We start from the raw sequence: 20,057 nt of genomic DNA on the forward strand, positions 1-20,057 counted from the left end.
TTACCCGCTCTCCGCCCTCTGCTCGTCGCTGCGTGCCCCCAGCACGGCGGCAGCAGCAATGTGGACTACCGCGTACTCGATGCTGTCATCGCGCGACCCGCGAGCCGGGCAACATCCGCCGCAATCCAGGAGTGGTATTCCAGGTCTGACGGCGACATTATTGTAATTGCCCGTCCGGGCAATTACTCCCTCAACAAAATGGAGGAAACAATGATTGACATCGCCCAGATCTCCGACAACGAGCTGCTGACGGCTGCCGGCGCGACCTCGGTCGACTTCTCCGACGCGGCGACCGCTCCGTCGGTCATGGCCGGAGAGCCCTGCGACAGCTAAGGCAAACTCTTAGGGTGGTGCCGCGAACGCGGCACCACCCTAATGTCTATGGCGCAGTTTCACGGTGCCTCTGTGAGCAGAAAAAGCGGTTACGCGGTCGGTCGCGTCAGCACATGAAGGAATGACGGATGACACGAAATTCCACCAATGACGAGCCGCGCACACAGGTGCAGTCATCGTCCGGGCAAATCATGACCGCCATGCCTCTGGGCTCCTTGCTGATCGGAGTGTGTGGCTCAAGCGCCGCCGAGTCGACCGGGGAACTGGCGGAGGAGGCCTTGCGCTACGCCAACGACATCACCGTGGTCGCCACTCGGACCGCGGCCGCATTGTTCGTCTCCGACTTGCCGGTACCCCTGTACACCGACGCGGACTGGATCGACAAACCACTTCATGTGACTCTGCTGCAACAGGCCGACACCCTGGTGATCGCGCCCGCCACCGCAACGACCCTGGCCAAAGCTGCCGCCGGTATAGCCGACACATTGGTGACCGCGCTGATTTGTGCCCATGGTCCCGGCGTCTACTTCCAGCCGTGTATGAACGCCCGCATGTGGACCAGTCCCGCTGTACGCCGGGCGGTCGACACCCTTCGCGGCGACGGACATCATGTCCTGGAACCTGGCCCCGTCGCTTCGCGCGCCAGCCGGACCGTGGGTTCCGGAGTTGGGGAGATTCCCGGCAACGTGCTGGCCACCGTCGCCGAGCACAAGCGCGAATCGGGTCGAAACTGACCGGCGCGGACTCGGCAATCTGAGAGATGGGCATCGGGCATCGCTGCGCCTAACGTTTCCCACACCTGGCCGATGCCGCTCGATCGAACGAAGGAGCTACAGACATGCCTAAGGTTTCATGGGACAGCGCATCGAAGATCGAGGAGGTCGGCCCCGTCAGGGATCGATTCGAGATTCTCGACGGCTACTCGGCCAACTTCACCGTGTTCGACGAGGACATCGATGCCACCTCGCTCCTCAAAGGACTGCCAGAAGACCGCTGCCAATGCCCGCACTGGGGATATGTCATCAAGGGCAGGATGACCGTTCGCCTCGGCGACCAGGAAGAGGTCTACGAGGCAGGCGATGCGTTCTACACCCCACCCGGCCACGTCCCGCTGAAGCACCAGGCCCACACCGAGGTCATCATGTTCAGCCCCGAAGAGGAACTGCGCAGGACAGGGGCGGCAGTGGCGCAGAACGCGGAAGCGGAGGGCATGCACGTGCGAAGGCCCGAACAGCAGTAGTGACGCCAAGCCGCGTCCACTCACATGCCAGCACGAACAGTCAAGCCGACCTCAAGGAGGTCCCAGTGTTCGACGTGATCGTCATCGGAGGTGGACCGGCCGGTCTCTCCGCTGCCCTTACCCTCGGCCGCGCGCTCCGGCCGACCCTCCTGATCGATTCCGGCGAGTACCGCAATGCACCCGCCGCGGACATGCACAACTTCCTCACTCGTGATGGCACACCGCCAAGTGAGTTCCGCAAGATCTCCCACTCGGAACTCGACCAGTACTCCACTGTGGAGATCCGGAACGTGACGGTCGACGACACCAGGCCGCTGAAAGATGGCGACGGGTTCGAGTTGACGTTGACGGACGGCTCGGCCGTCCAGGCGCGGCGTCTGCTGCTCGCCACGGGCCTCGCCGACGACCTGCCACCGATCGAGGGCATCGGGGAGTTGTGGGGGCGCGGTGTCTACCACTGCCCGTACTGCCACGGCTTCGAGATCCGCGATACGCCGATCGCCGTCCTGTACTCAGATCCCCTGATGGTCGACCTCGCACTGCACCTGCGGAGGTTCAGCTCCGACGTGGTCCTGTGCGCCGACGGTCGCGGCGACGAGCTCGACGGATCGACCCTCGCCCGGTTGGCGGACAACGGCGTGGCGGTCCGCGGCGAGAAGGTCGTCCGGCTGGAGTCCAACGGCGAGCGGCTGGAGAATGTGGTCTTCGAATCGGGCGAGTCGCTTCCCCGGCACGGACTCTTCGCCATGTCCCAGTTCAGGCAACGCTCCGAGTTGCCCGGCAGGCTGGGATGCCAGTTGTTGCCGGACGGTTGTGTGGCGGTCGACGACTTCCAGTTGACCAGTGTCCCGGGTGTGTACGCCGCCGGGGACATGGCACACAGGGCGAGCCTGCCGATGCCGACCCCCTTTGTCAGCACGGCTACGTCCAGCGGCACGATCGCCGCGATCGCGGCCGACAAGAACCTGGTCGCCACCGACACCACCACTCGGCCCGACCCTGTCCCTGCCTAGAAAGTGGCTCGACACCCCTGCCGGTGATCCTCACCGGCGGGGGTTCGTCATTTCCGGCTGCTGAGGCCAGGAAACAGGTACGGCATGATGACGGCGTGAATGCCACGGTAGCGGTCGCTTTGATCACTTCGTTGTCCACACTCGCCGCGGCGGCGCTGACCGGGATGGTCTCGGCCTGGTCGAACGGGAGGCAGCTGCGGCACCAGCGGCTGCTGGCGCGAGAACAGCAGGCGGAGGAGCGTGGTGCACAACGGCGTGAGCTGCGACGTGAGGCGTACCAACAGTTCCTCTCTCAGGCCGATGCGGCCTACCGCGTGCTCGACGAAGGCTGGCTGGCGGCGCCATTCGCCGGATCTTCACGCTGGGAGGCCGGTTTCACCGCTCGCCGAGGGCTGGACGAGGCCTATATCCGGGTCCAGCTCGAAGGGCCCGACCGGGTCGCGGCCGAGGGGGCCAATGTCGTGCGCAGTATCGGTGACGAGTTCAGGACACACCGGCGTGTTCTCGACGCGAACCCCGGCACGCAGGACTGCGCTGCCGAGCTCGACCGCGCCGCCCGTGCCGACGTTCTCCGGGCGCGATTCCGGACAAGCAAGGATTTCGTTGCCGCGGCCCGCGACTCGCTGGGCGACGAGCCGCCCCGGGAGCTCCCGGAGGCGTAGCGGGACCAGGATGGCCGGGCACCCGAAGCCGGCGCCGAACACCGTGCGCGCGCTCCGTCAGGGCCTGACACACCGGGGCGAACTTTGCGACGAATGGGCCATTGCAATGCGTGTGCGCCTGGGTTCAACTGGGTCGTTCGCTGAGCGAAAGGTCAGGCTATGAGGCGAAGATACGTTGTCGTGCTGCTCGCCGCGGCCCTGGTCGGTGGATCCGCCACCACGGGCTCCGCCGCTCCGGCGCCCCCGGCCGGTGCGGAAGGAGACCTCCGGGCCTACGCTGCCGAGCTGGCTCCGGCCGAGGTGCATGATCTCCGGGCCGAGGGAATCGACGTGCTGGACGTGCCAGGAGGCGGGGTCGAGCTGATCCTCACCGACCAGCAACGCGAACGGCTGCGGTCCACCGGGATCGAGCTGCGCCCGAAGGAGCCGGCCGCGCGTACCAGATCCGCTCCGGAGACCGCCGCGGACGGCGTGTACCGGCCGTACAGCGGTCCCGGCGGTATCGAGGAGGAGATCCGGCGCACTGTCGCCGACAACCCGCACCTGGCCAAGCTGGTGCCAATCGGTGAGACGCGGCAGGGTCGGGAGATCCTGGCGGTGAAGCTGACACTCGGCGCCCGGTTCCTTCCGGACGGCGCCAAGCCCGCATCACTGTACAGCTCCACGCAGCACGCGCGGGAGTGGATCACCGTCGAGACGAACCGGCGGCTGATGCACCACATGATCGACAACTACGGGTCCGACCGCGAGATCACCCGGTTGCTCAACCGCAACGAGTACTGGTTCGTCCTCGTGGTCAATCCCGACGGCTACGACCACACGTTCACCGAGGGCAACCGGCTCTGGCGCAAGAACCTCAGGGACAACGACGGCGACGGGGCGATCACCGTCAACGACGGCGTGGACCTGAACCGGAACTTCGACTACACCTGGGGTTACGACAACGAGGGTTCCTCACCGAACCCGACCAGTCAGACCTATCGCGGTCCCGCGCCGAACTCCGAACCCGAGACGCGGGCGCTGGACGATCTCTTTCGCAAGGTCGACTTCAGCTTCCTGGTCAACTACCACTCGGCGGCGCAGCTGCTGCTCTACGGGGTGGGTTGGCAGGTCAACACCGACTCACCCGACGACCTGATCGCCAAAACGCTGGCGGGCACCGACGCGAAGCCCGGCGTCGACGGATTCGACCCGGATGTCTCAGCCGAGCTGTACACGACCAACGGCGAAACGACCAACCACGCACAGGCCCGCTACGGGATCATCAGCTTCACCCCGGAGCAGACCACATGCCAGGCCGCGAGCCGGAGCGATCCGAACGACGAATGGCGCCCGGAAGACTGCCAGAGCGGGTTCAACTTTCCCGATGACGAGGAGCTGATCCAGGAGGAGTTCGAGCGCAACCTGCCGTTCGCGCTCGACATCGCCCGCTCCACGGCGGACCCGGCGAACCCGAAGTCGCATCTGGGGAACACCGCACCGGAGATCGTCGCGAAGCCCGTCAGCACCTCGTTCGGTGAAACCCAGACCGTGTCCGCGATCGCCAAGCGGCGACCGGGGCCGGTCCTGGTCCGCTACCGGATCAACGATGGCAGGACGCGTATCGCGTTCGCCCGTGAATGGGACGGCGGCGAGCGGTACGGCGACGGCTTCGACGTCCACTACGAGGAGGTGCGGGCCGATCTCCGCGGCGCGGGACCCGGTGACCGGGTCGAGGTCGTGTTCCAATCCCATGGCAAGCGCACCGAACCGTTCACGTACACCGTCGAGCGGACGGCCGCGAAGCCGGTGCTGGTCCTCGCCAACGAGGACTACGAGGGCTTCGACCCGCCGGTGCCGAACGCGGTGCCGCAGGCCCCCGGTCCGCGTCATCTCGACGCGTACACCGCGGCGCTGGAGGCCAACGACATCCCCTACGACGTCTGGGACATGACCCAGCGTGGCGCGCCGGACCCGCTCGGCGTTCTCGCCCACTACGAGGCGGTCGTCTGGTACACCGGCGACAACGTGGTCACGCAGCGCGAGCCGGGCGCGGGCGACAACATCGTGGCCAAGGTGCAGCAGGACACGACACTCGCTGTCCGGGACTTCCTGAACGAGGGTGGCAAGCTGCTGCACACCGGTGAGTACGCGGGCTATTTCGGGCCGAATGGTTCGCTGTTCTTCGACAATGCCGAGGAGCCGTGTGCGCCCGAGTCGAGCTCGTTCCGGCTGTGCGTCTTCTCCAACGACTTCTACCAGTACTACCTCGGCGGATTCTCCCGGAGCTCGGTGAACTCCCCGGACGAGGTCACCGGTACCGGACGGCCGTTGGCGGGCAACCTCTCGCTCGTGGGTGGCGACGGGGCAGGCAACCAGGAGCGACCTGGCGAGTTCCGGGTGACCGGTGACGTGCTGCCGGAGGAGGACTTCCCGCAGTTCAGGAGCAGCGAGGCCGCACGGTACGTACCGACCGGGCCCGAGCCGGAGCAGCCGTTGAGCGGTGAGTGGTACGCGGGCGCACTGCACGACGACCAGTCCTATCAGCGCTTGACGCGGACGATCGACCTGTCGTCGGCAGGTGCCGCGTCGCTCGGGCTGAACCTCTCCTACGATCTGGAGACCGGCTACGACTTCGTCATGGTCGAGGCTCGAGTCGTGGGCACGGATGGGTGGACGACGCTCGCGGACGCCGAGGGCAGGGCCACCTCGACAGTGCCGACGCAGTGTGAGCAGGGTTTCCTGCTCGCGTTGCACCCGTGGCTGGAGCGGTACCTGACGGTCGACGGTGACTCCTGCCTGCCCTCGGGAACCAGTGGTTCCTGGAACGGTTTCACCGGAAGTTCCGGGTGGGGACCGGCCACGTTCGACCTGTCCCGGTACGCGGGGGAGCAGGTCGAGGTCGCGGTCAGCTATGTCACCGATCCGTCCAGTGGTGAGGTGGGAGCCTTCCTCGACGACACGTCCGTCACCGTTGACGGCCAGGTCGCCGAGGAGAGCGGATTCGAGGACGGTCTCGGACCGTGGGCCATCGCACCGCCACCGGAGGGCAGTGCCGACACCGGAGCGGCGTGGCAGCGGTCGCGGTCCTTGGTGCAACCGCGCGCCGCCGCGGTCACCACGGAGGACAGCGTGTATCTCGGTTTCGGACTGGAGTCCCTTGCGACGGCCGAACAGCGGGCGAAGGTGCTCGGTGACGCACTGCGCCACCTGCTCGAACCAGCCACATAACGCGTCAACCAGAGATGCAGGATGGCGGTGGCCAGCACATGTGTCACCGGTCGTGATCGCCGACTCGTGTTCGAACACCTGTCGGGCTTCACGACCGGTGACCGGTTCCCGTTCGTCCTCGTTGGGTATCCGGGACCGAGCGATTAGCCTTGCCGTTCGTGACACACGTTGAACTGCTGCTCGGGCCGTTGCTGCGGCACGTCGACGAGTCGTCCGCGACCGTGTGGGTCGAGACGAGCGGTCCGTGTGTCGTCGCGGTCCACACCGCGCGAGTGCCGACGTTCGAGGTCTGCGGCCACCATTACGCCCTGGTCGTGCTGACCGGCCTCGAACCGGGCACCAGTACCGAGTACGAGGTGCGGCTCGACGACCGGACGGTGTGGCCGGAGCCGGGCAGCCGGTTCCCGGCCAGCCGGATCCGGACGTTACCCGGCGACGAAGGGCACTTCCGGCTGGTCTTCGGCTCCTGCCGCCAGCCGAGCACGCATCCCTCTCTCGGTGACGATGCCCTGATCCGGTACGCGGAGCGGATGCGGGAGCTATCCGAGCGCGACTGGCCGCAGGCGCTGCTGCTGCTCGGTGACCAGGTGTACGCCGACGAGACCACCGCGGAGACCCGGCGCTGGCTCGCGCAGCGCCGCGACCTGAGCCGGCCGCCGGGCGTCGAGGTCGCGGACTTCGAGGAATACGCCCACCTCTATCGGGAGACCTGGTCGGAACCGTCCGTGCGGTGGCTCCTCTCCACGATCCCCGTCTGCATGATCTTCGACGACCACGACGTGCGCGACGACTGGAACACGTCGGATGTCTGGCGTGAGCAGATGCGGCGACAACCGTGGTGGGCCGAGCGACTGCGTGGCGCGTTCATGTCGTACTGGGTCTACCAGCACCTCGGCAACCTGGGGCCGGAAGCACTGGCCACGGATCCGGTGGTCGCCGAGGTGCTCGACCAGCCGGGGGACCGCACCGAGGCGCTGCGCAGGTTCGCGGAGGTCGCCGACGACGAACTGGAAGGTGTGAAACAGGCGCGCTGGAGCTACGACCGGCAGTTCGGGCGGATCCGGCTGCTCGTGGTCGACACCAGGGCCGGGCGCATCCTGGGCGCAGGGCGCCGCTCGATGCTCGACGAAGACGAGTTCACATGGGTCGAGCAGCACGCCGAGGGCGATTTCGATCACCTGCTCATCGGGTCGTCGCTGCCGTGGCTGTTGCCACCCGCCATCTCCGACCTCGAGTCGATGAACGAGTTGGCGTGTCGCCGCGAGGGCATCAGGGGTAGGTGGGCCGAACGGATCCGTCAGGCCGTCGACCTCGAGCACTGGGCCGCGTTCCGCACGTCGTTCGACCGGCTGGCCGCTCTCATCGCCCGGGTGAGCAGGGCCGACGTCCATCCCGCGACGATCTCGGTGCTGTCCGGCGACGTCCACCACTCCTACGTGGCGCAGGCGGCGTTTCCGGACCGGGTCCGCTCGGCGGTCCATCAGCTGACGTGTTCGCCGGTCCACAACATGGCGCCCCGCGTGGTCCGGGTACCTTTCCGCGCCGGTTGGTCCCGGACCGTGACCCGGCTGACCCGGTGGCTGGCGCGCAGGGCAGGGGTACCGTCGCTGCCTGTGGAGTGGGAACGTAGGGTCGGTCCGTACTTCGGCAACGCGATCATGACTCTCGACCTGTACGGTCGCGACGCGGTGGCGGTGCTCGAGCGCGCCGGCCCGCGCGGACTGGTGGAGCACTCCCGGCTGCCGCTCACCCCCTGACCTCCTTCGCCCTGCCAGGCCGTATGCGCGCCGGTGTCTCATTTTGAGACGGCGACCACACCGCGCGGCTGGTCACCTGTGTCACAGTCGCTGCAGGCCCAGGAAAGTGCACAAGGAGGTGCGCGATGGATGAGCTCGTCGATTGGGCCCGAACGGGTGGCGCGCTGGTCGCGCGAACGCCGCGGCTGTCGGCATCGTGGCGGCGGAGCCATGACTACGGGGCGCCCGCGGAGAGGGTTGATCCGGTCTTCATCGGCACCGTCGACGACGAGTCGTTGTTCTTCCAGTGCGGCCAGGAGGTCCTCCACGGTCTGCACGAGACGCTCGCCAACGAGCCGATCAGCCTGATGCTGACCGACGAGGACGGTCACGTGCTCAGCCGCGTGTGCAACAACCGCGCGCTGATCGACGCCCTCGACAAGACCTACCTCGCTCCCGGCTTCGCCTTCTCCGAACGGGAGGCGGGAACCAACGGCCTCGGCCTCGCGCTGGCCGACCGCACCCCGTCCCTGGTTCGCGGCGACGAGCACTACTGCACCGCGCTGTGGGAGTACACCTGTGCCGCCGTGCCGGTGCTGGACCCCGTGCACGGGCGCCTTCTCGGAAGCGTCAACCTGACCACCTGGTCGAAGAAGTCCGCGAACCTGTTGCTCGCTCTCGCGCAGACCGCCGCTGGGCACACATCGGCGTTGATGCTGTCGCGCGGCCACGGGATGCGGCCACGTCCGACCCCTCGCGGCGATGTCTTCCTGATGAACGCGGCAGCACGGCCGGAGTCCGTGCCGGAACTCTCCGGCCCGTGGCACGCCGCCGCGGCCGAGGTGCGGGCCGCGCTGGCCGAAGGCCTGTCCGTCGGGGTCGTCGGCGAACGGGGCGTCGGCAAGTCGACCCTGCTGGCCGCGGCCCTGCATCGCCTGCGGCCGCACGATCGGATCCTGCACGCCCGGCCCCCGGACCCCCGGGACACCGAGTCGTGGCTGACCCTGTGGACACCGGAACTGGGCAAGGACAACACCAGTGTCATCGCGGCCGAGGTGGACGTGCTGCCGTCGTGGGCGGCCACCGAACTCGGCGGGATCGTCGCGGCACACGCTCGGCGGCCGCTCACCGTCACAGCGCGCGACGCGGCGTCGATTCCGGACGCCCTCGCCAGCCACGTCGACGCGGTCGTGGAGCTCCCACCACTGCGACACCGACCGGACGACATCCCGGCGTTGGCCGAACACTTCGGCCGACGAGCCCGTGGCCGCGAGGTCCGGTTCACGCCCGCGGCGGTCCGTGTGTTGCGCACGTACCACTGGCCGGACAATGCCGAGCAGCTTCGCCGGGTGGTGCGCGAGGCCGCGAACAGGAGCGACGTCGTCGACGCTCGGCACCTGTCTCCTGAGGTGCTGTGCGGCCCGACGCGCACGTTGAGCCGGATCGAAATCCTCGAACGCGACGAGATCGCCCGCTGCCTCGCCGAGCCGGGCGTGACGGTCACTCGCGCCGCGGAGCTGCTTGGCATGAGCCGAGCGACGATCTATCGCAAGATCACGCAGTACGGTATCCGCACACGCGACTGACCACCTCGTCGGAAAACCAAAGCACAGAGTGGTTTCCCTGCGGCCCCGACAGCATCATGTCCTTTGTAGACGAATCTTGAGGAAATGACGATCGTCTCAAAGTGAGACGTTCGATGGTGCGCACCTCGGCTCGCCGCGCCTAGTGTCCCTGTCAATGCAGCGAATCCACCATTAATCAGGAGGATGCACATGTACAGCAAGGACGGCGATACGTACTTCATCCTCGATGCGCACATCGCCCTGTGGGACGCACGGCCCGAGAATCGGCTCAACATCCACGGAAAGCAGTTCATCGACTGCTTCTACGACTACCACCGCAATCTGAGTCCTGAGTCGGAACTGTGGCCGTACGACGAGTTCCTCTACTACGGTGGCGATCGGCTGATGAAGGACTTGTTCACCGATGGGTATGTCGATCACGCCATCTTCCAGCCCGCACATCTCGGGGCGTTCTATCGCACCGGATTCGGTCAGGCCGAGGAGGCGTTCGCCCTCGCCGAGCGGTATCCGGACAAGCTGACCTACAACCACTGCTGGGACCCGCGCCTCGAACAGGCGGGGCTCGACCAGCTCCGTCGCGACGCGGAACGGTTCCGGCTCAAAGGCTGCAAGCTCTACACCGCGGAGTGGCGGGATGGTTCGCGTGGTTACAAGCTGGACGACCTGTGGTCCTACCGTTACCTGGAAGCCTGTCAGGAACTGGGCATCCGGAACATCCACATCCACAAAGGACCGACGATCCGGCCGCTGGATCGCGACGCGTTCGACGTCGCGGACGTGGACAAGGCGGCGACCGACTTCCCGGAGCTCAACTTCGTCGTCGAGCACTGCGGCCTGCCACGACTGGAGGACTTCTGCTGGATCGCCACACAGGAACCGAATGTGCACGCCGGTCTGGCCGTCGCGATGCCGTTCATCCACAGCAGGCCCCGGTACTTCGCGCAGATCATCGGTGAGCTGCTGTACTGGCTCGACGAGGACCGTATCCAGTTCTCCAGCGACTACGCGCTCTGGACGCCCCGATGGCTGGTCGAGCGCTTCGTCGACTTCCAGATTCCGGAGGACATGACCGAGTACGCACCGATCACCGTGGACCAGAAGAAGAAGATCCTCGGCCTCAACGCCGCCGCGATGTACGGCATCGACGTGCCGGAAAGCCTCGCGGTCGCCGAAAGGGCGGCGGCCTGAGATGACCACTGAACTTCTGGAACAGGCCGCCTGGGCGGCACTCGACGAGGTTGTCGACCCGGAGTTGGACGAGCCGATCACCGATCTCGGCTTCGTCCGCTCCCTGACGGTGACGCCCGCGGGCGTCGTGACCGTGCATCTCAGGCTGCCGACCTCGTTCTGCGCACCGAACTTCGCCTACCTGATGGTCTCCGACGCCAAGGACGTCCTGTCCCGGCTTCCGCAAGCGAACGAGGTCGTGGTCATGCTCGATGATCACCACGACTCGGACCGGATCAACCGCGGTATCGCGGCGGACGCCGGTTACCAGGGAACATTCGGCATCGAAGCCGCGCGGGATCTCGACGACCTCCGGTTGACCTTCCGCCGTAAGGCGCACACCGCGGCAGTGGAACGAGCGCTGGGCGCCCTGTTGCGCAGCGACCCCGGCCGTCGTGAGGAGAGCCTGCACGAGGTCACCATCGGCGAGCTGCCGGCGGAGCGGGCGACGGAGGCACTCCTGCGACGCCGGGAGGCGATCGGCCTGAGCTGTGCCGGGACCGAGCGTGTGCTGGTGGATGACCACGGAAACCCCTATCCGGCCGAAGAGATTCCGCTGCGGCTGCGGTTCGCACGTTCGGTCCGGATCTCGATCGAGGGTAACGCCCATTTCTGCCGCGGTCTGCTGCGAACCCGTTATCCGGATTCCACGCGCGACCATGCCTTTTCGTCCACACAGGACACATAGGTGCGGACAATCCTCAAGGAGAAACCATGAAAGCAGTCCAGGTCGTCGGATACGGGGAGAAGCTCCGTATGACGGAGTTGCCCGCACCGGAGGTCACCGCGCCGCACGACGTGATCGTCAAGATCGGCGGGGCCGGGGTTTGCCGAACCGACATACACATTCTCGAAGGTCAGTGGGCACAGAAGTCAGGCGTGACCCTTCCTTACACGATCGGCCACGAGAACGCGGGATGGGTACACGCGGTGGGTAGCGCGGTCACCAACGTCACCGAAGGCGACAAGGTGATCGTGCATCCCCTGATCACCTGCGGTCTGTGTTCCGCCTGCCGTTCGGGTGACGACGTGCACTGCCGCCAGTCCCTGTTCCCCGGGATCGACACGGCGGGTGGGTATGCCGAGTACCTCAAGACGTCCGCGCGCAGTGTCGTCCGCATCGACGACTCCTTGGAGCCCGCCGATGTCGCTGCCCTCGCCGACGCGGGTCTGACTGCCTACCACGCGGCGGCGAAGGCCGCGCGCACACTCCGGCCGGGGCATCGGTGTGTCGTGATCGGCGCCGGGGGACTCGGGCACATCGGGATCCAGGTACTCAGGGCACTCACCGCGGCCGAACTCGTCATCGTCGACCGCAATGCCGAAGCCGTGAAGCTGGCGACGGCGATCGGGGCCGATCACGGAATCGTCGCGGACGGCGGGCATGTCGCGGAAGTGCTCGAGTTGACCGGCGGGAACGGCGCCGAATGCGTCATCGACTTCGTCGGGGAGGGTGGTGCCACCACAGACGGTGCGCGAATGCTGCGCCGTGCCGGTGAATACCACGTGGTCGGCTACGGCGAGAACCTCGACATCCCGACCATCGACATCATCTCCAGCGAAGTCAGTTTCGTCGGAAACCTCGTCGGCTCCTACACGGACCTGTGTGAGCTGATGACCCTCGCCGCACAGGAAAAAGTCCGGCTGCACACCGCCAAGTACGCGTTGGAGGACTTCCAGGACGCCCTCGACGACCTCGACGCCGGCCGCATTCGCGGCCGCGCGATCCTCACCCCTTGACCCGTCTCCGAACAAGCATCGAGGAAAAGAATGATCTTTATAACGGCGAAATTCCGGATCAAGCCCGAGTATGCCGATCAGTGGCCGGAAATCGCCGGCGCTTTCACCAGCGCAACGCGCGGTGAACCAGGGTGCCTCTGGTACGACTGGGCTCGCAGCGTGGAAGACCCGAACGAGTACGTTCTGGTCGAGGCCTTCCGAGACGAGGACGCCGGTGCGGCGCACGTGAACTCCGCGCACTTCAAGACCGCACAGCGAACGCTGCCGCCGTATCTCACCGAAACCCCACTGATCATCAATGCCGCATTGCCGCAGGACGGTTGGTCCCGGCTCGGCGAAATGTCGGTGGAGAACGTGGAATAGCCCGTATTTCTTGCTCGACGAAATGGAGTAGATCATGGACGTACACGAAGGATCACCGCGAGTCGCGCTCGTCACGGGTGCTGCTCGAGGTATCGGCAAGGGCATAGCTCTGCGGCTGGCCGCGGACGGTCTCGACGTCGCGGTCAACGACATCGAGACGAACAGTGGCCAGCTCAAGGAGGTCGCCACCGAGATCGAGGCGATGGGCAGGCGATCGGCAACGGTCGTGGCGGATGTGTCCGATCCGGACGCCGTGCAGACGATGGTCGATCGCGTGGCGACCGATCTCGGGCGGCTGAACGTGATGGTCGCCAACGCCGGGGTAGCCGATGTGCAACCGTTGCTGGACACCGAACCCGAGGATTTCGACCGGCTGATGTCGATCAACCTGCGCGGTGTCTACCTCTGCTACCGGGCCGCGGCAAAGCAGATGATCGAACAGGGCGGTGGCGGGAAGATCATCGGGGCGGCGTCGATCGTCGCCTACCGGCCGTTCCCGCTGCTCGCGGCCTATTCCGCCTCCAAGTGGGCCGTGCGTGGGCTTACTCAGGCGGCTGCGATGGAATGGGCACAGTACGACATCACCGTCAACGCGTACTGCCCGGGCATCGTCGGCACGGCCATGTGGGACCACATTGACGAGAAGCTGGCGGAGAACGAGGGCCTGAACAAGGGCGCGGCCATCAAGAAGTACTCCGAACTGATCCACCTCGGCCGGGTGTCGGTTCCCGAGGATGTGGCCGGCTTCGTGTCCTATCTCGCCTCGAGGGACTCGGACTACATGACCGGTCAGTCGGTGATGATCGACGGGGGCATCCAGTTCTCCTGACCCACAGACGGCGGGGGAACGGCCGGGTCGCGGGGCCGCCGAAGAGCAGAGCTCGCGGCGGCCCCCGCACCCACCCGCGACCTGAGCGGGAGCATGGCGCTGGGGCCGTTCACGGCCCCTCGTGGGATGCCGCGCGGCTGTCGCGATGGATCAAGGTCACCGTAAGCCGGTCCGCTGTTTCCTGGTCAGCCGTACCAGGTCGCCTGCCGCGTCCGGCCAGTGTGGGAAGTCGAACGAGAAGCCCGCGTCGAGCAGGCGGCCGGGGGTCACCCGGCGGCTCTTGAGGAGGAGTTCGGTGTCGGAGCGGAGGACGAACGCGCCGATCTCGGTCATCCATCTGGTCGCGGGCAGGCCGATCGGAACACCACGCGCGGCGCGGAGCGCGCGCATGAAGTCGCGGTGCGGCAGGGGTGCGGGCGCGGCGAGGTTGACCGGCCCGTGCAGGTCGTCCCTTTCCAGCAGGAAATCGATCGCGCGGATCATGTCGCGGCCGTGGATCCAGGACACGAACTGAGCTCCTCCGGCCACCGGGCCCCCGATGCCGAGCCGGACCATCCGGAGCAGCACATCGAAGATTCCTCCGCGATCCGGGCTCATCACCATGGCCGTTCTGAGCGCGACCTTGCGCGTGTGCGGTGTGGCGGCCCGTTGTTGTGCCTTCTCCCATTCCTTGGCGATCTCGACGCTGAACGCCCAGTATTGCGGGATGTCGGGCTCGGCGCCGCCGATGATGCCGGTCGCCTCGTCGTTGGCGGCGTCAAAGCGGTGCGCGTAGATGGTGGCGGTGCTCATCTGCAGCCATACCCGCGGTGGCCTGACTGCCCTCTCGATCGCCTCGCCAACGGCGTGGGTGGACTCCACGCGCGAGTCCATCATCGCCCGCAGGTTCACCTCGCTGTAGCGGCAACTCACGCTGCGACCGGCCAGGTTGATCACCGCATCGCAGCCATCGAGTTCGTCGGCCCACGGCCCCGCGGTCCGGCCGTCCCAGCGAACATGGCGGACACCGGGCGCGTTCCCGAGGCCGGCCCGGCGGCTCAGCACCACCACCTCATGTCCGGCCGCGCCCAGCGCCCGGCTCAGGAACCCGCCGATATGCCCGGTGCCGCCCGGCAGTACGACCTTCATGACCCGTCCCCTCCGTCAACGTCGGTCTCGTAGCGTGCCACCCGCCCCCGCGGCTGCGGCGGCATGCCTGGTGCCGGGCCCTACATCAGTTGCGACGCGATCGCCCGCACCGTCGCGCGGACAGCGCCGGCCACCCGTTCGGTGTCCAACTCGGTCAGCGCCACCACGCCGACACTGGCCTCCGCTTCGCCGTCTCGCACGGGAAGCGCGACGGCCAGCCCCCACGCACCCGGTTCCAGTTCTCCCGCGGTTATCGCGTAACCACGTTCGCGAGCGCGGGCGATCGCGGCGCGCTCACCCGCGGCGGGCGGCCGGGCGGCGAGGATCGAGATACCGGCGGCGCTCACGGTGAGCGGATGCCGCACCCCGACCCGGTAGCCGACGTGCAGTTGCGCGCGACGCGGTTCGACGGAGCAGGTGTTGACCGCCTCGTCTCCCTCGGCGAGTGTCAGGAACGCCGTCGCGCCCACGTCGTCCGCCAGCTCCGCGAGCCGGGGCTCGGCCACAACCCGGAGGTCGGCACGCACGCCGCCGGCGAGTTCGAGCAGGCCCGCGCCGAGCCGGAACCGACCATCGGCCTCCTGCGCCACCAGTCCGTGTGCCCGCAGCGTGCCGAGCAGCCGGTAGATGACCGTGCGGTGCGCGCCGAGCGCCGCGGCCATCCCGTTCACGCCGAGCCCGCCGGGGTTCTCACGCAGGATCTCGAGCACCCGCAATCCCCGCCCCAGAGTTTGGGAGTAGGCGGACGGCGGACGGTTGACACCGTGTGTGGCGTGTTTCACCATTCACCTCGCAGGGTGCGAAAGCAGCACCAATGGAGCGAATATAGCACTCGGAGGACGCGTGGCCAGTGAAGTCCAGCGTGTCGGCAATGGAGCCCACGCCGTCATCGCCTTGCACGGATGGTTCGGTTCCGCGAGCGCATGGCGGCCTCTGCAGCCCTATTTGGACGGAGAGCGGTTCAGCTATCTCTTCCCGGACTACCGGGGATACGGAGCGCGCAGATCGGAGCCGGGGGAGTACTCGATCGCCGAGGCCGCGGCCGACGTCATCGGCCTCGCGGACGAGCTGGGACTCGACCGTTTCTCGCTCGTCGGTCACTCGATGGGCGGCAGCGTGATGCAGCGGGTGCTGGCGGACGCGCCTGATCGGGTGCGTGCGCTCGTCGGCATCTCACCGGTTCCCGCCAGCGGTGTGCCCTTCGACGAGCAGAGTTGGGAGCTGTTCTCCGGCGCGGCCGACAGTCCGGGCAACCGGCGCGCGATCATCGACTTCACGACGGGCAACCGCCTCACCGGGACCTGGTTGGACGCGACGGTCCGCCACTCGCTGGAGCATTCGGACCCGAGGGCTATCGCCGAGTATCTCCAGGCGTGGGCCCGGACGGACTTCCACGGCGAGATCGAGGGCCGCGACGTGCCCGTCCGGGTCATCGCGGGCGAGCACGACCCAGCGCTGGGCGCGGACACCATGCGGGCGACGTTCGAGAAGTGGTACCCGAACTGCGAGATCGTGGTCTTCGGCAACGCCGGGCACTATGCGATCGACGAGACACCGGTGGCCCTGGCCACCGCGATAGAGGACTTCCTGGGAGCGCGGTGATGACGGCGGCCGCCGGCCTGCCGAACGTGTTCGACCCGCGGGTCTTCGGCGCAGGGGTGCCCCACGAAGCCTTCCGGAACCTGCGCGACACGGCGCCGGTGGCCTGGCAGGACGAGCACGAGGTGCTCGACTGGCCCGCCGGGCCCGGATACTGGGCGATCACCCGCTACGACGACGTCCGGTACGTGCTGCGCACGCCGGAGCTGTTCTCGTCCTGGCTCGGCGCGACGCAGATCCGCGATCCGGAACCCGCCGACCTGGCCTTCATTCGCAGGATGATCCTCAACATGGACCCGCCCGAGCATCTGCGGCTGCGCAGGCTGGTGTCGGCCGTCTTCACCCGCCGCAGGCTGGAACGGTCCGCCGCGACCATCGCCGAGCGTGCCCGTGTGCTGCTCGACCGGGTGGCCGCGCGTGGTCGGTGTGATCTTCCGGTGGACGTCACCGACGACTTTCCGCTGGCGAACCTGGCCGACCTCATCGGTGTCCCGCTCGAGGACCGGGAACTGCTGCTGCACTGGACGAACCGGGTGATTGGCTACCAGGACCCCGAGCATGCCGAGGTGGTGCGTGGGCCCGACGGAAAACCGGTGAACCCGCGCTCTCCCGCGATGTTGCGGGACATGTTCGACTACGCGCACCGCCTCGCGGAGCGGAAACGGGCCCGGCCGGGGGACGACCTGATGACCGCGCTCGTGCAGGCGGAGGTGGACGGCCGCTCGCTCGACGACGCCGAACTGGAGATGTTCTTCTTCCTCATGGTGATCGCAGGCAACGACACCGTGCGCAGCGCGCTGCCGGGTGGTGTGCTGGCGCTCGCGGAGCACCCGCGGGAGTACCGGCGGCTGCGCGCGGACCGTGCGCTGCTAGCGGGCGCGGTCGAGGAGATGCTGCGGTGGCATCCGCCCGTGCTCAGCTTCCGCCGTACGGCCACCGAGGACGTGCGGCTGCGGGGGCAGCGCATCCGGCGCGGCGACAAGGTGGTGGTCTACCACGTGTCCGCGCATTTCGACGAACGCGCCTTCCCCGAGCCGCACCGCTTCGACATCACCCGTGAAGGCAACGAACATCTCGCGTTCGGGCAGGGACCGCACGTGTGCCTTGGCGCCCAGTTCGCCCGGTTGCAGCTACGGATCTTCTTCACCGAACTGCTCGACCGGCTGCCCGAGGTGGAACTCGCGGGTCCACCGACGCGACTCACCTCGAACTTCATCAACGGCGTGACGCACCTGCCGTTGCGGTGGCCCGTCTCCGCGGGCTGAGCCGGCCGCTCACTCCACCGGCTCGGGCAACGGCGCCCCGGTCTCGAGAAGCGTTTTGAGGCTGGACAGGATCGACGGCCACCCGCCCTTGACCATCTCCAGCACCGTGCTGCCCGGCGCGAATCCTTCGTGTATCACCGTCAGCTTCACCATTTCCCCGGCCGGCTCGATGTCGAAGGTCACCTTCGACCGGGGCTCGGCCGCGACGCGTGCTGACACCTCGTTGTCGAGACCGACCGACTTGGCGAACTCCGGCGTGAATGTGTGCCAGGTGTACGACAGCCGCCGATACGGCTCCGACTCCAGCACGACCTGCTCGGGATCTTCCAGTTGCTCACCGAGTTGGTGCCAGGTCATCGGTGATCCCGCGGTCCAGTCCGAGGTGAATTCGCAACCCCAGTACCGCTTCGTGAACGCCGGGTCGGTCAACGCCTGCCACAGCCGCTCCGGCGTGGTCTTGATGTAACTCGTGTACACGAACTCGTTGTCGCTCATGGACTCCTGCTCCAATGCCTGCTTCAGATCGGTGAGCGCGTCGATTCGTCCCTGGTGATAGCGGTCGATCCAGCGCTCGGCGATCGCGTTGATCGGCTCGGCGTTGACGTAGTGCAACTTCTCGCGGCCACGCCAGACGGTGGTCACCAGATTGGCCGCCTCGAGCACGGCCAGATGCTTGCTGACCGACTGCCGCGCCATGTCCAGCCCCGCGCACAACTCCCGCAGGGTCTGCCCGTTGCGTGCGTTCAGATCGTCGAGCAACCGGCGACGACTGGCATCGGCCAGCGCCTTGAACACCTCGTCCATCTCGCACTTCCCAACATGCAGCCGTCTGGCTGCCTTCAACTTTAGGCAGCCAGACGGCTGCATGTCAATCCCCGGCACTGGCCGTAACCTGCCAGGCGCGACTGAGCGAGCTCGATCTCGCGGTTGAATAGTGTGTCGGCTGTTCGCAGGGGGGACGATGAGCTACTTCACGCCTGGTCCGCAGCGACGGGACTTGTTCGACGATCTCCGGCGCAAACAGGCCGAGGAGACTTCCGTCGTCGCGCGGGCGCGCCAAGAGGCCGAGCGGCTGGACGCGCGGCCAGCGAAGCCCCCGGAGAAGCCCGTTGCCGGTGTGGTGGGGGACCGGCGTGTGCGTCCGGAGGAGATGACCTCCCCGGCCGGCCCACCTGCCCTGGATCACCTACTCGAGCACGAGGAGACCCGTGCGGCCGCCCGCGCGGTCGGCGACACCCGGCTCGCCGGCCGTGCGCTCCGCGAGGTTGTCGGCGATCTCGACAACCTGCTCACCAATGCCGAGGCGCAGCTGCGGCTGTCCGCCCGCGGACGCTCCCGGCAAACCGTCAAAGAGGCCATGCCACAGCTGGTGGCGATGTCGAGTCTGGCCGCTCTGCCGCTCGATGAGGTGGCGGACATCCTCGACCTGCCGTCAGAGAACGTCGACACCGTGGTCGCGTCACTCGTCCGGCACGGCGGACTGAGCCCGGGTGAGCGACATGCGGCGCTGAAGGGGGTCGAGCAGCTGCGCACACAGCTGTGGCAGGCGGAGGCCGCGCAGGACCACGGGCTGCTGGACCGCCTGCTTCGGTTCATCGTGAAGATCGCCGTGCTCGTGGGCGTCGCCGTCGGCGCCGCACCAGTGGCCGCGCTGGCGGTCGGGGAGCCGGTGATCAAGGAAGTCGTCAAGGCCGGGATCGTGGCACTTGTCGCCATGACCCTGCAGCGGACCGCTGACGCCGTGCGGGACCGCCGACCGGATCCGTACGTCGCCGCCCGGGCGGAGCACGCCGCGCTACTCGAAGAACTGGCCGCCGCACGATGCCTCGATGACCAGCCGGCCTACGAAGGTGAGCACACCGTGGTGGGTATTCGCCTGGCGGTGCGCTGCGGCACCGCGCGAATCGCCTCGATCACCATCGACTGGAAAGAGAAACAGCAGTACTGGGCCGTCCTCGACGAGATCACCGACGCCGTCGGCCAGCACGCGCCCCCCGCGCTCGCCCGGCTGCAGCGGACACTGCGCGCGCTGACTCCGCCGTCGCGGAGGCAAGACTGAACTCGTAGCGAAAACGATCAGCGCCGCGTTGGGTGTGATCGAAATTCGGATGAGGTTCGCGCGAGGA

Annotated in this window: 19 protein-coding genes; 16 read left to right on the top strand and 3 right to left on the bottom strand. The window is 67.3% G+C overall.

Annotated elements, in window-relative coordinates; genetic code table 11:
* Positions 1 to 210: 210 nt before the first annotated feature.
* From BM199_RS34950 to BM199_RS17535, 13 genes are all read left to right on the top strand, one after another.
* Positions 211 to 333 carry a hypothetical protein gene (locus BM199_RS34950; RefSeq protein ID WP_281245712.1) on the top strand — a complete coding sequence of 41 codons (123 nt, stop codon included), beginning with the start codon at positions 211 to 213 and terminating at the stop codon, positions 331 to 333.
* Positions 334 to 461: 128 nt separating this feature from the next.
* Positions 462 to 1,067, top strand: coding sequence for a flavoprotein (locus BM199_RS17480; RefSeq protein ID WP_091674326.1), 606 nt, complete (start codon positions 462 to 464; stop codon positions 1,065 to 1,067).
* A gap of 104 nt (positions 1,068 to 1,171) precedes the next feature.
* A complete protein-coding gene (locus tag BM199_RS17485) occupies positions 1,172 to 1,573 on the top strand; it encodes a cupin domain-containing protein (RefSeq protein ID WP_091674327.1) in 402 nt (133 codons plus the stop codon).
* Between the two features lie 65 nt (positions 1,574 to 1,638).
* Complete coding sequence (locus BM199_RS17490) at positions 1,639 to 2,586, top strand: NAD(P)/FAD-dependent oxidoreductase (RefSeq protein WP_091674328.1); 948 nt, start codon at positions 1,639 to 1,641, stop codon at positions 2,584 to 2,586.
* 95 nt (positions 2,587 to 2,681) lie between these two features.
* On the top strand, positions 2,682 to 3,248 hold the full coding sequence (locus BM199_RS17495) for a hypothetical protein (RefSeq protein ID WP_091674329.1): 567 nt from the start codon (positions 2,682 to 2,684) through the stop codon (positions 3,246 to 3,248).
* Positions 3,249 to 3,407: 159 nt separating this feature from the next.
* Positions 3,408 to 6,458 (top strand): M14 family metallopeptidase, encoded by a 3,051-nt coding sequence (locus BM199_RS17500; protein WP_091674330.1) that lies wholly within the window; start codon positions 3,408 to 3,410, stop codon positions 6,456 to 6,458.
* Positions 6,459 to 6,616: 158 nt separating this feature from the next.
* Entirely contained in the window at positions 6,617 to 8,215 is a 1,599-nt protein-coding gene (locus BM199_RS17505; protein WP_091674474.1) for an alkaline phosphatase D family protein, read from the top strand.
* A 125-nt stretch (positions 8,216 to 8,340) separates the two neighbouring features.
* Complete coding sequence (locus BM199_RS17510) at positions 8,341 to 9,780, top strand: AAA-type ATPase lid domain-containing protein (protein WP_091674331.1); 1,440 nt, start codon at positions 8,341 to 8,343, stop codon at positions 9,778 to 9,780.
* A 189-nt stretch (positions 9,781 to 9,969) separates the two neighbouring features.
* The gene (locus BM199_RS17515; RefSeq protein ID WP_091674332.1) at positions 9,970 to 10,968 is read left to right on the top strand and encodes an amidohydrolase family protein; all 999 of its coding nucleotides are present in this window, start codon (positions 9,970 to 9,972) and stop codon (positions 10,966 to 10,968) included.
* Between the two features lies 1 nt (position 10,969).
* A complete protein-coding gene (locus BM199_RS17520; RefSeq protein ID WP_091674333.1) occupies positions 10,970 to 11,695 on the top strand; it encodes a metal-sulfur cluster assembly factor in 726 nt (241 codons plus the stop codon).
* A gap of 26 nt (positions 11,696 to 11,721) precedes the next feature.
* Entirely contained in the window at positions 11,722 to 12,747 is a 1,026-nt protein-coding gene (locus BM199_RS17525; RefSeq protein ID WP_091674334.1) for an NAD(P)-dependent alcohol dehydrogenase, read from the top strand.
* 30 nt (positions 12,748 to 12,777) lie between these two features.
* Positions 12,778 to 13,110 (top strand): putative quinol monooxygenase, encoded by a 333-nt coding sequence (locus BM199_RS17530; protein ID WP_091674335.1) that lies wholly within the window; start codon positions 12,778 to 12,780, stop codon positions 13,108 to 13,110.
* A 34-nt stretch (positions 13,111 to 13,144) separates the two neighbouring features.
* The gene (locus BM199_RS17535) at positions 13,145 to 13,939 is read left to right on the top strand and encodes an acetoin reductase (protein ID WP_091674336.1); all 795 of its coding nucleotides are present in this window, start codon (positions 13,145 to 13,147) and stop codon (positions 13,937 to 13,939) included.
* A gap of 156 nt (positions 13,940 to 14,095) precedes the next feature.
* Here the strand turns inward: BM199_RS17535 and BM199_RS17540 are convergent, their stop codons facing one another.
* Together BM199_RS17540 and BM199_RS17545 are read right to left on the bottom strand one after the other, a co-directional pair.
* Positions 14,096 to 15,067 carry a TIGR01777 family oxidoreductase gene (locus BM199_RS17540; protein ID WP_091674337.1) on the bottom strand — a complete coding sequence of 324 codons (972 nt, stop codon included), beginning with the start codon at positions 15,065 to 15,067 and terminating at the stop codon, positions 14,096 to 14,098.
* 80 nt (positions 15,068 to 15,147) lie between these two features.
* A complete protein-coding gene (locus tag BM199_RS17545) occupies positions 15,148 to 15,852 on the bottom strand; it encodes an IclR family transcriptional regulator (RefSeq protein ID WP_091674338.1) in 705 nt (234 codons plus the stop codon).
* A gap of 58 nt (positions 15,853 to 15,910) precedes the next feature.
* Between BM199_RS17545 and BM199_RS17550 the strand changes: the two genes are divergently transcribed.
* Both BM199_RS17550 and BM199_RS17555 read left to right on the top strand, forming a co-directional pair.
* Positions 15,911 to 16,669 (top strand): alpha/beta fold hydrolase, encoded by a 759-nt coding sequence (locus BM199_RS17550; protein ID WP_091674339.1) that lies wholly within the window; start codon positions 15,911 to 15,913, stop codon positions 16,667 to 16,669.
* Positions 16,669 to 17,931, top strand: a complete 1,263-nt coding sequence (locus BM199_RS17555) for a cytochrome P450 (RefSeq protein WP_091674340.1) — start codon at positions 16,669 to 16,671, stop codon at positions 17,929 to 17,931. The genes BM199_RS17550 and BM199_RS17555 overlap by 1 nt, the downstream gene beginning before the upstream one ends.
* A gap of 9 nt (positions 17,932 to 17,940) precedes the next feature.
* On the opposite strand, the gene BM199_RS17560 is transcribed toward BM199_RS17555, so the two are convergent.
* Positions 17,941 to 18,735 (bottom strand): ArsR/SmtB family transcription factor, encoded by a 795-nt coding sequence (locus tag BM199_RS17560; RefSeq protein WP_091674341.1) that lies wholly within the window; start codon positions 18,733 to 18,735, stop codon positions 17,941 to 17,943.
* Positions 18,736 to 18,892: 157 nt separating this feature from the next.
* Here BM199_RS17560 and BM199_RS17565 point away from each other — a divergent pair, with 157 nt between their 5' ends.
* Positions 18,893 to 19,990 carry a hypothetical protein gene (locus BM199_RS17565; protein WP_091674342.1) on the top strand — a complete coding sequence of 366 codons (1,098 nt, stop codon included), beginning with the start codon at positions 18,893 to 18,895 and terminating at the stop codon, positions 19,988 to 19,990.
* Positions 19,991 to 20,057: the final 67 nt, after the last annotated feature.

The sequence above is a fragment of the Amycolatopsis marina genome (genome assembly GCF_900111885.1).
Taxonomy (GTDB): domain Bacteria; phylum Actinomycetota; class Actinomycetes; order Mycobacteriales; family Pseudonocardiaceae; genus Amycolatopsis; species Amycolatopsis marina.

Coding starts and splice junctions, on each gene's coding strand:
- BM199_RS17525 (WP_091674334.1), top strand. CDS start 11,722: ATGAAAGCAGTCCAGGTCGTCGGATACGGGGAGAAGCTCCGTATGACG.
- BM199_RS17500 (WP_091674330.1), top strand. CDS start 3,408: ATGAGGCGAAGATACGTTGTCGTGCTGCTCGCCGCGGCCCTGGTCGGT.
- BM199_RS17480 (WP_091674326.1), top strand. CDS start 462: ATGACACGAAATTCCACCAATGACGAGCCGCGCACACAGGTGCAGTCA.
- BM199_RS17555 (WP_091674340.1), top strand. CDS start 16,669: ATGACGGCGGCCGCCGGCCTGCCGAACGTGTTCGACCCGCGGGTCTTC.
- BM199_RS17540 (WP_091674337.1), bottom strand. CDS start 15,067: ATGAAGGTCGTACTGCCGGGCGGCACCGGGCATATCGGCGGGTTCCTG.
- BM199_RS17485 (WP_091674327.1), top strand. CDS start 1,172: ATGCCTAAGGTTTCATGGGACAGCGCATCGAAGATCGAGGAGGTCGGC.
- BM199_RS17515 (WP_091674332.1), top strand. CDS start 9,970: ATGTACAGCAAGGACGGCGATACGTACTTCATCCTCGATGCGCACATC.
- BM199_RS17530 (WP_091674335.1), top strand. CDS start 12,778: ATGATCTTTATAACGGCGAAATTCCGGATCAAGCCCGAGTATGCCGAT.
- BM199_RS17535 (WP_091674336.1), top strand. CDS start 13,145: ATGGACGTACACGAAGGATCACCGCGAGTCGCGCTCGTCACGGGTGCT.
- BM199_RS34950 (WP_281245712.1), top strand. CDS start 211: ATGATTGACATCGCCCAGATCTCCGACAACGAGCTGCTGACGGCTGCC.
- BM199_RS17510 (WP_091674331.1), top strand. CDS start 8,341: ATGGATGAGCTCGTCGATTGGGCCCGAACGGGTGGCGCGCTGGTCGCG.
- BM199_RS17560 (WP_091674341.1), bottom strand. CDS start 18,735: ATGGACGAGGTGTTCAAGGCGCTGGCCGATGCCAGTCGTCGCCGGTTG.
- BM199_RS17545 (WP_091674338.1), bottom strand. CDS start 15,852: ATGGTGAAACACGCCACACACGGTGTCAACCGTCCGCCGTCCGCCTAC.
- BM199_RS17565 (WP_091674342.1), top strand. CDS start 18,893: ATGAGCTACTTCACGCCTGGTCCGCAGCGACGGGACTTGTTCGACGAT.
- BM199_RS17520 (WP_091674333.1), top strand. CDS start 10,970: ATGACCACTGAACTTCTGGAACAGGCCGCCTGGGCGGCACTCGACGAG.